11 protein-coding genes are annotated in these 13,306 nt (G+C 68.5%); 7 read left to right on the top strand and 4 right to left on the bottom strand.

Annotation, left to right across the window (positions count from 1 at the left end; all coding sequences use genetic code 11):
• Positions 1–114 precede the first annotated feature (114 nt).
• On the bottom strand, positions 115–1,263 hold the full coding sequence (locus ABD747_RS10245) for a CaiB/BaiF CoA transferase family protein (RefSeq protein WP_344804060.1): 1,149 nt from the start codon (positions 1,261–1,263) through the stop codon (positions 115–117).
• 53 nt (positions 1,264–1,316) lie between these two features.
• Here ABD747_RS10245 and ABD747_RS10250 point away from each other — a divergent pair, with 53 nt between their 5' ends.
• Together ABD747_RS10250 and ABD747_RS10255 are read left to right on the top strand one after the other, a co-directional pair.
• Positions 1,317–2,159, top strand: a complete 843-nt coding sequence (locus tag ABD747_RS10250) for a fumarate hydratase (protein ID WP_344804062.1) — start codon at positions 1,317–1,319, stop codon at positions 2,157–2,159.
• Entirely contained in the window at positions 2,156–2,734 is a 579-nt protein-coding gene (locus ABD747_RS10255) for a FumA C-terminus/TtdB family hydratase beta subunit (protein WP_344804064.1), read from the top strand. The genes ABD747_RS10250 and ABD747_RS10255 overlap by 4 nt, the downstream gene beginning before the upstream one ends.
• Positions 2,735–2,848: 114 nt before the next feature.
• Here ABD747_RS10255 and ABD747_RS10260 read toward each other — a convergent pair whose 3' ends face one another.
• Both ABD747_RS10260 and ABD747_RS10265 read right to left on the bottom strand, forming a co-directional pair.
• Complete coding sequence (locus ABD747_RS10260; RefSeq protein ID WP_344804066.1) at positions 2,849–3,505, bottom strand: GntR family transcriptional regulator; 657 nt, start codon at positions 3,503–3,505, stop codon at positions 2,849–2,851.
• A gap of 37 nt (positions 3,506–3,542) precedes the next feature.
• Positions 3,543–5,114 (bottom strand): apiosidase-like domain-containing protein, encoded by a 1,572-nt coding sequence (locus tag ABD747_RS10265; protein WP_344804068.1) that lies wholly within the window; start codon positions 5,112–5,114, stop codon positions 3,543–3,545.
• Between the two features lie 61 nt (positions 5,115–5,175).
• Between ABD747_RS10265 and ABD747_RS10270 the strand changes: the two genes are divergently transcribed.
• The 4 genes from ABD747_RS10270 (at position 5,176) to ABD747_RS10285 (ending at position 10,086) form a co-directional block, all read left to right on the top strand.
• Complete coding sequence (locus tag ABD747_RS10270) at positions 5,176–6,639, top strand: cellulase family glycosylhydrolase (protein WP_344804070.1); 1,464 nt, start codon at positions 5,176–5,178, stop codon at positions 6,637–6,639.
• A 231-nt stretch (positions 6,640–6,870) separates the two neighbouring features.
• Positions 6,871–8,214, top strand: a complete 1,344-nt coding sequence (locus ABD747_RS10275) for an ABC transporter substrate-binding protein (RefSeq protein WP_344804072.1) — start codon at positions 6,871–6,873, stop codon at positions 8,212–8,214.
• A gap of 121 nt (positions 8,215–8,335) precedes the next feature.
• The gene (locus tag ABD747_RS10280) at positions 8,336–9,256 is read left to right on the top strand and encodes a carbohydrate ABC transporter permease (RefSeq protein ID WP_344804074.1); all 921 of its coding nucleotides are present in this window, start codon (positions 8,336–8,338) and stop codon (positions 9,254–9,256) included.
• Positions 9,253–10,086 (top strand): carbohydrate ABC transporter permease, encoded by an 834-nt coding sequence (locus ABD747_RS10285; protein WP_344804076.1) that lies wholly within the window; start codon positions 9,253–9,255, stop codon positions 10,084–10,086. The genes ABD747_RS10280 and ABD747_RS10285 overlap by 4 nt, the downstream gene beginning before the upstream one ends.
• An 18-nt stretch (positions 10,087–10,104) precedes the next feature.
• Here ABD747_RS10285 and ABD747_RS10290 read toward each other — a convergent pair whose 3' ends face one another.
• Positions 10,105–10,890, bottom strand: a complete 786-nt coding sequence (locus tag ABD747_RS10290; protein ID WP_344804078.1) for a nucleotidyltransferase domain-containing protein — start codon at positions 10,888–10,890, stop codon at positions 10,105–10,107.
• An 89-nt stretch (positions 10,891–10,979) separates the two neighbouring features.
• Between ABD747_RS10290 and ABD747_RS10295 the strand changes: the two genes are divergently transcribed.
• Positions 10,980–13,253, top strand: coding sequence for a family 78 glycoside hydrolase catalytic domain (locus ABD747_RS10295; RefSeq protein WP_344804080.1), 2,274 nt, complete (start codon positions 10,980–10,982; stop codon positions 13,251–13,253).
• Positions 13,254–13,306: the final 53 nt, after the last annotated feature.

A 13,306-nucleotide genomic window follows, 5' to 3' on the forward strand; every position in this document is an offset into this window, starting at 1 on the left:
ATCGCCTCCTTCGCCGATCGGTGCGCCCCCGGTGATCTTCTCGCGCGCCCGCCCGGGCGGCGGGTGCGGGCGGACGTGCGGCTTCTGGAAACGTTACCAAGGAAGTCGTGGTGGTCAAGACGAGGGGTGGCCGAACTCGGCCAGGATCGACCGGGTGTGCTCTCCCGCCGCCGGCACCGGGTCCATTCGGGCCGCGACACCGGACCACTCGATCGGTGGCCGGAGCGCCTGGACCTCGCCGGCCGGGGTGTCGACGCTCGTCCAGCGATCCCGGCCGAGGAGCTGCGGGTGGTCGATCACGTCGGCGAGCTCCCGCTGCCGGGCGTTGGCGATCCCGGCCGCGTCGAGCCGGCGCAGCAGCTCGCCGCCGTCCAGTCCGGACAACGCCGCGTCGATCAGCTCGTCCAGCTCGGCCCGATGGGCGACCCGATCGGCCTGGGTAGCGAAGTCGGGCCGGGCCATCAGCTCGGGGCGGTCCAGCACGATCTCGCAGAACCGCTGCCACTCGCGCTCGTTCTGCACCGACAGCACCACCGCCGTCGCGTCGCCGGACCGATAGGTGCCGTAAGGGGCGATCGCGGCGTGGCTGGTGCCCGCCCGCCGGGGCTGCGTGCCGCCGTACCGGGTGTAGTACAGGGGATAGCCCATCCACTCCAGCAGCGAGTCGAAGAGGTTCACGTGCAGCGTCGCTCCCGTCCCGGTCGTCGCGCGTTGATACAGCGCCGCGAGGACGGCGGAGAACGCATACATCCCGGCCGCGATGTCGGCCGCCGGGATGCCGCTCTTGGCCGGCGCGTCCTCGCTGCCGGTGATCGAGACCAGTCCGGTCTCGGCCTGGACCAGCAGGTCGTACGCCTTGGCGTCGCGCAGTGGTCCGGATGTGCCGTAGCCGGAGATCGAGCAGTGGATCAGTTCGGGCCGGGCGGCGCGGAGCTGGTCCGCGCCGAGCCCGAGTCGTTCCGCGGCGCCCGGGGCGTAGTTCTGCAGGAACACGTCGGCGCGCTCGATCAGGTCCTGCATCACCGCCCGGTCGGCCGGATCCTTCAGGTCGAGCGTGATCGACTCCTTCGACCGATTCAGCCAGACGAAGTGACTCGACAAGCCGCGTACGGTGCGGTCGTAGCGGCGGGCGAAGTCCCCACCGCCGGGACGCTCGACCTTGATCACCCGAGCGCCCAGGTCGGCCAGCTGGCGGCTGGCCAGCGGCGCAGCGACCGCCTGTTCACAGGAGACCACCAAAACACCGTCGAGGGGAAGCAGCATGGCAATATCATGCACAATCATCTCAAATAATGCATTATCTGTCGGAGGTGCGGATGCGTGAGATCGACGTTGCGGAGGTGACCGAGGTCGTCCGTGAGCTCTGCGTCCGGGCAAACCTGGAGATCCGCGAGGACCATCTGGCCGCACTGCGTCGCGGTCGCGCCGAGGAGCGGTCGCCGATCGGCTGCCAGGTGCTCGACTCGCTGCTGCGCAACGCCGAGGTCGCCCGGACCGAACGGATCGCGTTCTGTCAGGACACCGGCTATGCGGTGGTCTACCTGAGCGTCGGGCAGGACGTGCACTTCGTCGGCGGGAGCCTCAGCGAGGCGGTGAACCGGGGAGTGGGCCAGGGCTATCGCGACGGCTACCTGCGGGCCTCGCTGGTGCGCACCCCGGTCGACCGGGTCAACACCGGCGACAACACCCCGGCCATGATCGATCTCACCCTGGTGCCGGGGGAGGGCGTCACCATCACCGTGTTGATCAAGGGTGCCGGCTGCGACAACATGAGCGCGCTGCGGATGCTCACCCCGGCCCAGGGCACGCCGGCCATGATCGACTTCGTGGTCGAGACGATCGAGCGGGCCGGTCCGAGTGCGAGCCCGCCGGTGACCATCGGGATCGGGCTGGGCGGCACGTTCGATCGTGCCGCGGCGCTGGCGAAGCGGGCGCTGACCAGGCGCTCGGGCGAACCGAGCCCCGATCCGGAGATTGCCGAGCTCGAGCGGAGGGTGCTGGACGCCGTGAACGCGACCGGCATCGGGCCGGCCGGTTTCGGCGGTACGGTCACCGCACTGGCCGTCCACATCGAGACGATGGCGACCCACATCGCCGCCTACCCGGTGGCGATCAACCTCGACTGTCACTCGCACCGGGTTGGGGAGGCCGTGCTGTGAGCGGCGCTGACCCGGAAGTCGGGCGGCCGCGACGGCTGCCGACCCCGTTCGACCCGGCCGAGCTCGCCGAGCTGCGATCCGGCGACGCGGTGCTCATCTCCGGCGAAGTGCTCACCGCGCGGGATGCCGCGCACGAGCGCTTCGCCCGGGCGATCGCCGCCGGCGAGCCGCTGCCCGTGGACGTCGCCGGTGCGACGATCTACTTCGTCGGCCCGACCCCGGCGCGGCCCGGTCACGTGATCGGCTCCGCCGGCCCGACGACCGCGTCCCGGATGGATCCGTACTCGCCGCTGCTGATCGAGCGCGGGCTGCGCGCGATGATCGGCAAGGGTCGTCGCTCCGACGCGGTCAAGGAGAGCATGCGGCAGCACGGCTGCGTCTACTTCGGCGCGGTGGAGGGCACGGCCGCGTTGTTGTCGAAGTGCATCACGGCGGCGGAGGTGATCGCCTACGACGATCTCGGCACCGAGGCCGTACGTCGGCTGCGGGTGGTCGACTTCCCCGCGTTCGTGGTGAACGACCTGTACGGCGGCGACCTCTATCTGGAGGGGCAGGCCCGCTGGCGACAGGGCTGATGGCCTCGCCCGGCAAACCTCGCTCGTCGGAATCGGCCGAGTGTCCACATCCGAGTGCGACTCGCCGCGGACAACACATCAGATGGGGCCGAATGTCCACTTCCGTGGCGGGGCTCAGTCGGTGTCGAACGGGTCGTCGGTCGGGGCGCCGAGGGCTATCGCCAGCGCCGCCATGCCGGCGGCCAGGTGCCGCTCGAAGGCGGCCACCAGCCGATCCGCGTCGCCGGAGCGGGCAGCGGTCAGGATTCGCCGGTGCTCGGCGTGGGACGCCCTGGCCCGGCCCGGGTCGGACAGCATGACGTCCCACGGGAAGGTCGCCCACAGCTGCTCGATCCGGTCCGCCAGCCCCGGCACCCCGCACCGGGCATAGAAGTAGAAGTGGAAGGCGTGATTCGCCTCCTGCGGGTCGGCGGAGTCACCGCCCGGGTCGCCGGCGTCCAGCAGTCCGCGCAGCACGGCCAGATCGTGTCGGGACAGCCGGATCGCGGCCCGGCGAACGGCGAAGGTCTCGGTCAGCCGGCGGACGACGTAGGCCGCCCGGATGGTGTCGACGTCGATCAGTTCGGCCACCCGGACGCCGCGATGGGGCTCGGCGACCAGGAGCCGCTCGGACTCGAGGACCCGCAGCGCCTCGCGGACCGGGGTGATGCTGACCCCGAAGTCGGCCGCCAAGCGGTCCTGGCGGAGCCTGGCACCGCGCGGATAGTCCCCGGACAGCACCCGCCGCCGGATCTCCTGCGCGATCTCCTCGCTCTTCGTGCTGCCGGCCATCGCGGTCATTATCGCCGACGGCCGATCGCGCCCGGCCTCAGCCGATCGGTGACACCACGACCACCCAGTCCTCCATGCTCGGCACGGCCGACTGCCGGGTGGCCGCATGCAACGGCAGCCGCCCGTCGTCGCCGACGTCGCTCTCGAATCCGCGCTGCGCGTCCTCGTGCCGCGGATTCCAGTAGTCGACCCGCCACCTGCCCGGCCTCAGGCCGGTGAAGGTGAGGTCGCGAAGTGCCCGGCTGATCCCGCGGTCGGCCGGCAGCAGGCTCACCGCGGGGACGTACGCGATCAGCGCGTCACCCACCCGGGCCGCGTAGGGAAGCACCCGGCACCGATCCGAGGCGTGCACCGACAGCGCGTCCGGTGCAGGCACCAGGGCTGCCCAGTCGAAGCTGCGCAGGAACGTCGCGCAGCGCCCGAGCTGCGCCGAACCCGGCAACGCGGCCGCCTCCTGCCAGGTCGCGTCACCCCACATGATCCCCGGCCCGGGATCCTCGGACCGGCGGAACGCCCAGAGACCTTGCGCGCCGTAGCTGTGCCCGGCGGCACCAGAGAGCACGTGGCTGAAGAACAGGAACCGTTGCAGGGTTGCCGACGAACCGGCCGCGATGCCCTCGTAGCAGACCTCGCTGTTGATCACAGGTAGTCCGTGCGGAGCCGCCAGCTCGCGGTCGAGGGCGATCAGCGAGTCGTCGATCGAGGACCGGTCGGCGTGTCCGGTCTGCAGCCAGATCAGGTCGAGATCGTCCGCGCTGCCGATCGCGTCGGTACTGCTGAAGTGCGCGAATGCCGGACAGGGGTGGACGGTGACGACACTCCGGTAGCCGTCCAGGGTGCGCACCTCGGCGGCGATCTCACGCCAGCCAGCGCTCAGCCCCGCGACGACGTCGTCCAGGCGCGGCTCGTCCAGCTGGTGGTAGTGCGGAAGCCCGGCTTCGCCCGCGACACACCAGACCACCGGAAAGGCCGCCCAACGGGCGAGCACCTCCCGCCAGTGCCGCCGCATCCGCTCCGGGCCTGCGTCCAGCAGGTAGTAACTCCAGCCGCCCACCACCGCCGGCGTCAGCCCCTCCTCGACGATGATCGCCAGCCGTTGCTCGGCATCGTCCCACCAGCGCGGGTCGATGTCGCCGAACTCCGGCGTCCACGGCCAGCGCCCACCGAGGTCGCCCAGCTCGTCGAACGCGTCCACCTCGGGCAGCAGCCCCGCCACGACCTGGACCACCGTGAAGCCCTGCCGGACCCGAAGCCGGGCGAGCTCGCGCAGCTCGTCGGTCGACACCCGGTCGCACAGCGTGAACCACCAGGTGTCGGCGAGCCAGAAGAACGGGATGCCTTCTTCGTCGACCAGACGCCGACCCGACCGTCGGAGCAGCGGGCCACCCGGATGCTCGTTCTGCTCCACCCGCCAGCCGATCGCGGATCCGTCGGGGACCGCGACGGAATAGTCGCCCGCCCGGTGGGTCCGCACCCGGACTCTGGTCCTGCCGTCAGCTCCGATGAAGGTGAGCAACGGCCGTACGCCGCCGGGATCGGTGAGGGTCACGGCCGCCCCCGGCGGCAGCTCGGGCAGCAACAGTTCGCGAACACCCCGCGGAAGACTCATCCACACCCCTGACGATCCGGTACGGTGGAAACGTTACCAAGTGAGCCGGAAAGGGTGCCCGATGGGTGGACTGTCCACGGCGATGATCGGCGACCGGGCCCGGGTGCTCCGGGACGGCCGGCCGGTCGTGCTGCGCACGGCGACCGAGCACTACGGCGCGATCCTCAATGGCGCCTTCGACTACGTGGCCTATCTGGACCTGTTGGCCGGGTCGGGCGGCAACCTCACCCGGACCTTCGTGCTGTTCCGCGAGCTGCAGAGCGCGGTCAACCCGTACTCGACCTGCAAGCCCGAGTCGATCGACTATCTCGCTCCGTATCCTCGGACCGACGCCGGCCGCGACGATCCAACCGCGCTGGACGGACAGCCGCGCTTCGACCTCGACCGCTGGGACGACCGGTTCTTCGAGCGCCTGCACGACTTCGTCGGACGGGCCGCGACGCTCGGTGTGACGGTCGAGCTGACCCTGTTCAGCAACACCTACGCCGAAGCGATCTGGGAGCTCAATCCGTTGCACCATGCCAACAATGTCAACGGGTTGTGCCCGATCCACTGGACCGAACACATCACCGCCCGTGATCCCGATCGTCTGGAGCGCCAGCTCGCGCTGGTCGACAAGATCGTCGCCGAGTGTCGGGATCATCCGAACGTGATCTTCGAGCCGTGCAACGAGCCCGGCGCCGGCGCACCGGTCGAGCCGCCCGTGGTCGCGGTGACGCAGGCGGAGGTGAATGCCTGGCTCGACCTCCTGATCGCCCGGATTCGCAGCACCGACGACGGCCGCCACCTGATCGCCGGCCAGGAGGCGTTTCGCTATCAGCCGTGGGAGCAGCCGCTGGATCGCTCGATGACGGCGATGGACGTCGACATCGTCAATGTCCATCCGCTGCCCGGCACGTCGCTCGGCGGGCGGACGTACGAGCTGGGCCGATTCATGTCCGGCGACCTCGCCCTGGCCGAGGTGCGCGACTTCTGTGCGGCCGCGGCCGCCGGCCCGAAGCCGGTCAATCTGGACGAGGACAACACCGCGAGCCAGTACACCGAGCACTTCGGCTGGACCATCCACCGCAAGCGGGCCTGGGTGGCCGCGCTGAGCGGCTGCCACTACGACCTGATCGACTTCACGATCCGGCCCGGGCTGCCGCTCGGATCGCCCGCCGCCGGCACCGATCTGCGCAGCTGGACCCGCTTCCTCGGCGCAGCCTGCGACCGCTGGGGGATCGCCGCGGCGGTGCCCGCGGAAGGACCGCGGCTGGTCGACGGATCTGTCGTCGCCGTCGCGCGCAGCGTGGGGTCGATCGGCAACGAGCGAGTGCTGCTCTATCTGGCCGACGCGGCCGAGGGGACTCGTCGCCACCCGTCGATCGGACCCGTCTCGTGCACATTCGAGGCCTCCGCCGACGTGCGCGAGATCCGGGCGTTCAGGCCGGCCGACGGCAGCGAGGTCGCGTCGCTCGTGCCGGACGATGACGGTCGCTTCACAGTTGATTTCGTCGAGGACCTGCTGCTCGAGCTGACGTCATGAACGGGTGGGCCGCGCCGATCTGGTGCCGAGTTTTCTCAGCTTCGGACACGTCAGCTGCTGCGAATCGTTACACGGTGATTGGTGACCGGTGCTAACGGACCGACGTTCTGGCGACCTCCGAACCATCACAATTCATCGAGTTCTCTTGACGAGCCGGGGTGGTGCGCTTAGCGTAATCCGTGCGTGAATCGTTACAACAAGGACTCACTCACCTTTACAAGGAGGTAAAGAGTGCTCTCAGCACGCTCCCGCCGGCTCTCCCGGCCACTCGCGGCCGCAGCCGCACTCGTCGTCGTGGTCTCCGGCTGCTCGGTCGGATCGATCGGAGGCGACAGCAACAACAGCGGCGGTTCGGCCGGCACCACCGAGATCTCGTTCCTGTACCAGAACGACGCGGCAACTCAGGCCCGCGGCAAGGCGCTGATCGAAGGGTTCGAGAAGGAGAACCCGAACATCAAGATCACCTCCGAGACCCAACCCGGTGGCGTCGACGGCGACAATCTCACGAAGACCAAGCTCTCCACGGGTGAGATGTCCGACGTCTTCCTCTACAACCCGGGCTCGCTGTTCCAGGCACTCAACCCCGACACCAACCTGCAACCGGTGACCGACGAGGCCTGGGTCAAGGACATGTCTCCGGAGATGAAGGCCGTGGTCAGCACCGACAAGGGCACCTATGGTGCGCCGATCGGCACCACCTCATCCGGCGGTGTGCTCTACAACAGGAAGGTGTACGAGGACCTCGGCTTGAAGGTGCCGACCAGCTGGGCGGAGTTCCGGGCGAACAACGAGAAGATCAAGACCGCCGGCAAGGTGACCCCGATCTTCCAGAGCTATTCCTCTCAGTTCACCTGGACCGCGCAGCTGTTCGTGCTCGGCGACTTCGCCAACGTCGCGGCCCAGGATCCGAGCTTCGCCGAGAACTACACCGCCGGCAAGGCGAAGTACGTCGACCAGCCGGCGTTGCAGGGCTTCATCAACCAGCAGCAGGCCCATGACGACGGGTTCTACAACAAGGACTATGCATCGGCGACCTTCGAAGCCGCGATGAAGGCGGTCGCGGACGGAACCGCGGCCCACTACCCGATGCTGACCGGGGCACTCTCCACCATCGTCCAGAACTCTCCGGACGAGATCAACGACGTCGGCTTCTTCGCCCTGCCCGCGCAAGACGCCGCCGACACCAGGGCGACGATCTGGCTGCCCAACGCGTTGTACATCCCGAAGACGACCGAAGGTGCCAAGCTCGACGCGGCCAAGAAGTTCCTGGCCTGGGTCAACTCGCCGGCCGGTTGCAAGGTCCAGAACGACACCGGAGCGGCAGCCGGTCCGTATGCGATCAGCACCTGCACCCTCCCGACGGACGTGCCGCAGGCCGTCAAGGATCTCGACGTCTACCTCAAGGACGGCAAGTCCGGCCCGGCCCTGGAGTTCATCTCCCCGATCAAGGGCCCGAACCTGTCGCAGATCACCGTCGAGGTCGGTTCCGGCATCAAGACCGCTCAACAGGGCGCGGCGTCCTATGACGCCGATGTGAAGAAGCAGGCCCAACAGCTGGGACTGCCCGGCTGGTAGCCACGTGACGGGGGACGGCCGCTGACACCAGCGCCGTCCCCCGGTCTGTTTCCGCCACTCGTTCACACCCGGTCGCCAGCCTGCGGCGCCGGTTTCGTTCGTGATTCGTAGGGAGTGCCGCATGGCCTCGACCACCGCCAGCCAGCCCGTCGTTCGCAGCACGGAGCGCGCCTCCAGCCGCAAGCGCAGGAAGAGCTCCTACCCGCTCTGGTTCTATCTCCCGGCCGCGATCTTGTTCTTGGTGCTCTTCGCGCTGCCGACCTTCACGTCGTTCTACTTCAGCCTCACCCGGTGGACCCTGTTCAACACGCAGTTCATCGGACTGGACAACTTCGTCCAGTTCTTCAGTGAGGAGACGCTCTACTCCAGCTTCATCCACACCCTGATCTACGCCTTCATCACCTGCTTCGCCAAGGTGGTCGTCGGGATCGCGCTCGCCGTGCTGCTCACCTCGCCGTTGATCGGCAGGGGCTATCTGCGTGCAGTGATCTTCTTCCCGGTGCTGGTCTCGGCGATCGGCGTCGGCTTCACCTTCCAGATCCTGCTGAACCCGTTCCACGGCCCGGTCAATGCCGCGCTGGCAAGGATCGGGATCACGGGGCCCGGGTGGCTCACCAATCCCGACATCGCTTTGTTCAGCCTGGCCGGCATCGACATCTGGAAGGGGGTCGGGATCGCCACCCTGATCTTCATCGCGGGCATCGTGGCGATTCCGTCGGAGTACTACGAGGCGGCCCGAGTGGACGGTGCGAGCAACTGGCAGATCTTCTGGAGCGTCACCCTGCCGCTGCTGCGACCGGCGACGGCCACGGTGATCCTGCTCGCCCTGATCGGCGGCCTGCGGTCGTTCGACATCATCTGGGCCACCACCGGAGGCGGCCCCGGCTTCAGCAGCGACGTGATCGCATCGGTGATCTACAAGCAATACCAAGCCGGCTTCTACGGCCTGTCCACCGCGGGCAACGTGGTGCTGTTCCTCGTGGTGACCGCGATCGTGGTGCCGCTCAACTGGTGGCTGACCCGGCGGGAGGTGGCACAGTGAAGCGCGAGCGTAGGAAAGCGTGGATCGTCGGGCTGATCGCGATCGCCGTCTCGATCGTGATCTTCATCATCCCGTTCGTGTTCATCCTCTTCATGGCGTCCAAGACCTCCACCGAGGCCGCCGACTTCAAGCTGGCCCCGCCGAGCCAGTGGATGCTGCTGCAGAACATCCACGACGTACTGACCGGCTACGACTACGTGGTCGTGCGCGCGTTCATCAACAGCACGACCCTGACCGTGGTCAGTGTGGCGATCATGGTCGTCTTCGCCGCGATGACCGGCTACGTCCTCCAGCGTCGACGCTCCCGGATCAACGCGGTGGTCAACTTCTTCGTGCTGGCCGGGCTGATCGTGCCACCCGCCGTGGTGCCCACCGTCTGGGTGCTGCAGCGCATCGGCCTCTACAAGACCATGCCGGGGATGATCTTCATCGAGGTCACCTTCGGCCTCGCCTTCTGCATCCTGCTGTTCCGGGCGTTCGTGTCGACGATCCCCAAGGAGCTGGACGAGGCGGCCATCGTGGACGGCGCCGGACCGTTGCGGCTGTTCTTCACCGTGATCATGCCCCTGCTGCGGCCGGTGATGATCACCGTGATCGTGGTCCAGGCAGTCGCGGTGTTCAACGACTTCCAGGGGCCCCTGTACTTCCTGCCGGGCAATGCCGGCGTCACCGTCCAGCTGACGCTCTACAACTTCCAGAGCCAGACGCTGAACCAGTGGAACCTGCTGTTCACCGACATCCTGCTGATCACCATCCCGCCACTGATCATGTACATCTTCTTCAACCGCAAGATCGTAGCCGGGATGACCAGCGGAGCGGTCAAGGGCTGAGGTCCGGCGATGCTCAGCTCACCAGAACTCGGGTGGGATCGTGCCGTGCAGCCAGGCCAGCTCGTTGTCGGCGATGAAGGTCGACAACGTCTCGTCCAGGCCCAGCGGGCCGCCCGTGATGGCGTCCAGCTCGGTGATGATCGCCTGGGCGGTGGCCGGCGACGGGTCGTCGAGAACCGCCCACCAGGCCGTCCGGAACGTCCCGGGCAGCTCGGTGATGCCGGCCAGGTCCTTGCTCAGGTACTTCTGACCGCGAAACAGTTGCCGGTGCCGAGCCAGCGCTGTTCGGCCGGCGGCCAAGGCGGTGTGCACGGCCGAGTGGCGGAGCAGGAACGCGTCTCCCCGCTCGTACGCCTGGCGCAGGAAGTAGCCGCCGTAGAGCGCGACCTGCGAGCGGTACGCGTGCACCCGGCGGTCCCAAACGGCGTCCGGCAACCGGGTCATCGCCCGAGCCGTTTCGGGCAGACCACCGAGCCGGTCCAGCACCACCCGAGCACCGACGAACGACGCCCGCGTCGGGTCGTCGGCCCGCTGCACCGCGTCCGCGAGGTAGGCCGGGCCGCACAGCTTGATGTCGACGTACCCACCCTCGTAACAGACGCCGTCGGAACTGACGTACGCGATCCGGCCCGCCCGCTCGGCCTCGGCATAGCCCTCGTCGCTGAGCACCAGATAGACGTCAACGTCGGAGTCGGCTCGCTCGTCGCCGCGCGCGACCGATCCGACCACGACCAGACCGAGGACGTCGGCCGTCGATGCCAGCGATGCGGTGAAGCCCTCGATCGTCTCCTCGTGATGTCGCACGGGCCGACAGCCTACAAAGCAATCATCAGGGCTGTTCGCCACCGAGCACCCACCTTCTGACCCCGATCTTCCAACCCGAAAAGGAAAAGATGTCCGAGCCCACCTGGTCCGCCCAGCTGATCGCGCCCGTGATCGACCACGATGCACCCTTGCTGCGCACGGAATTCTCCCTTGACGACGGCCACGGCGAGCTCGCGTCGGCTCGCTGGCTGGTCAGCGCCCAGGGAGTCTTCGAGGCCTACCTCGGTGGCGTGCCGGTGAGTGCCGACGTGCTCAGCCCCGGTTGGTCGAGCTACGAGTGGCGGATCCGCTACCGCGACTACGACGTCACCGACGCCCTGGCCGCCGTCGACGGTCCCGTGGTGCTCGGCCTGGCGCTCGGCAGCGGCTGGAGCCACGGCCGGCTGACCTGGAAAAGCCTGCGCAACGTCTATGCAGACGATGTCGCCGCGATCGCCCAGCTCGAGATCACCTTCGCCGACGGGCACATGCAGACCGTGATCACCGATCAGAACTGGACGGCGGGTCCCTCGGCCGTGGTCGAGAACGACATCTACGACGGCGAGACGATCGACGCCCGGCTGGCCTCCGACGCCTGGCTGGCGCCGGGATTCTCCGGAGAGGGCTGGGACGGCGTCCGGCCGGTCGACTTCGACACCGCCAAGTTGGCGCCGTACATCGGTCCGCCCGTCGTCCGGCACGAGCGGATCGAGCCGGTGGCGGTCTGGACCTCGCCGGCCGGCCATACCTTGGTCGACTTCGGCCAGAACCTCGTCGGCTGGCTGGAGTTCAGCGTGCAGGGCGAGGCCGGCAGCGCGATCACGATCAAGCACGCCGAAGTGCTCGAGCACGACGAACTCGGCACCAGGCCGCTGCGCACGGCGCTGGCGACCGACCGGCTGATCCTGAGCGGCGGCATCGATCACTTCGAGCCGACGTTCACCTTCCACGGCTTTCGCTACGCTCAGCTCGAAGGGTGGCCGGGTGAGCTCACGCCCGACTCGCTGGTGGCAGTGGTGGTGTCGTCCGAGCTGCGCCGGATCGGAGAGTTCGAGTGCAGCGACGAGGAGCTGAATCAGCTGCACCGCAACGTCGTCTGGGGTCAGCGCGGGAACTTCGTCGACGTCCCCACCGACTGCCCGCAGCGCGACGAGCGGCTGGGCTGGACCGGTGACCTCGCGGTGTTCGCGCCGACAGCCGCCTTCCTCTTCGACGTCAACGGCTTCCTCCGGGACTGGCTGGTCGACCTCGACCTCGAGCAGGTCCATGCCGACGGCCAGGTGCCGTTCGTGATCCCCGACGTGCTGAAGTACGCCCCGCACGAGGGCAAGTGGCCGAAGCCGGAGACGGCCGCGATCTGGAGCGACGCGGCCGTATGGGTGCCGTGGGCGTTGTGGCAGGCCTACGGCGACCGCGACGGGCTCGCCGCGGCCTATCCGGCCATGGTCGCGCATGTCCGCCGAACCGCGCGGCTGACCAGCGAGAACGGATTGTGGGACACCGGCTTCCAGTTCGGCGACTGGCTGGATCCGGCCGCGCCGCCCGACCGCCCGGGCGACGCCCGGGCGGACAAGGGCGTGGTAGCCACCGCGTGCCTGTTCCGCAGCGCCTCACTGCTGGCCGAGCTCGCCACCGTCCTCGATCACGACGAGGACGCGGCATCGTTCGCCGAGCTGGCCGAACGAACCAAGGCAGCGTTCGACGAGCATTACGTCAGCGAGGACGGCCGCGTGCAGAGCGACTGCGCCACGGTCTATGCGCTGGCCATCACCTTCGGGCTGCTGGACGAACCGCAGCTCACCGGGGCGGGGAACCGGCTGGTCCAGTTGGTCCGCCAGAACGGACACCGGATCGCCACGGGCTTCGCCGGCACCCCCTACATCAGCGACGCGCTCACCGCGACCGGTCATCTCGACGTCGCCTACCAGATCCTGCTGGAGCGGGAGTGCCCATCCTGGCTGTATCCCGTCTCGATGGGCGCGACCACCATCTGGGAGCGCTGGGACTCGATGCTGCCCGACGGCACTATCAATCCGGGCGAGATGACCAGCTTCAACCACTACGCGCTCGGTGCGGTGGCCGACTGGATGCACCGGGTGGTGGGCGGCCTGGCAGCGGCTGAGCCCGGCTACAGCCGGATCCGGATCGCGCCGCAGCCGGGCGGCGGGCTGACCTGGGCCCGGACGTCGTTGGAGACGCCGCACGGACGGGTGACGGTGCGCTGGGAGCTGACCGAGGACGGGCTGGAGATCGAGGCAGACGTGCCGGCGGGGACGGCGGCGGACCTGGTGCTACCGGGCGCCGAGCCGGTCGTTCTCGGTCCGGGCCGGCATGTGCGGTCGCGGACGCACGCGCGGAATTGAAATGTTTCGATTCACAATGCCTCATCTCTCTCGGGGAGGCGTGAAAAGTCATG

The sequence above is a fragment of the Microlunatus ginsengisoli genome, assembly GCF_039537205.1.
In the GTDB taxonomy this organism is placed as follows: Bacteria; Actinomycetota; Actinomycetes; order Propionibacteriales; family Propionibacteriaceae; genus Microlunatus; species Microlunatus ginsengisoli.

Bases quoted from the DNA above. Each gene is read 5' to 3' on its own strand.
- ABD747_RS10270 (WP_344804070.1), top strand. From the start codon at position 5,176: ATGGGTGGACTGTCCACGGCGATGATCGGCGACCGGGCCCGGGTGCTC.
- ABD747_RS10280 (WP_344804074.1), top strand. From the start codon at position 8,336: ATGGCCTCGACCACCGCCAGCCAGCCCGTCGTTCGCAGCACGGAGCGC.
- ABD747_RS10260 (WP_344804066.1), bottom strand. From the start codon at position 3,505: ATGGCCGGCAGCACGAAGAGCGAGGAGATCGCGCAGGAGATCCGGCGG.
- ABD747_RS10250 (WP_344804062.1), top strand. From the start codon at position 1,317: ATGCGTGAGATCGACGTTGCGGAGGTGACCGAGGTCGTCCGTGAGCTC.
- ABD747_RS10245 (WP_344804060.1), bottom strand. From the start codon at position 1,263: ATGCTGCTTCCCCTCGACGGTGTTTTGGTGGTCTCCTGTGAACAGGCG.
- ABD747_RS10295 (WP_344804080.1), top strand. From the start codon at position 10,980: ATGTCCGAGCCCACCTGGTCCGCCCAGCTGATCGCGCCCGTGATCGAC.
- ABD747_RS10265 (WP_344804068.1), bottom strand. From the start codon at position 5,114: ATGAGTCTTCCGCGGGGTGTTCGCGAACTGTTGCTGCCCGAGCTGCCG.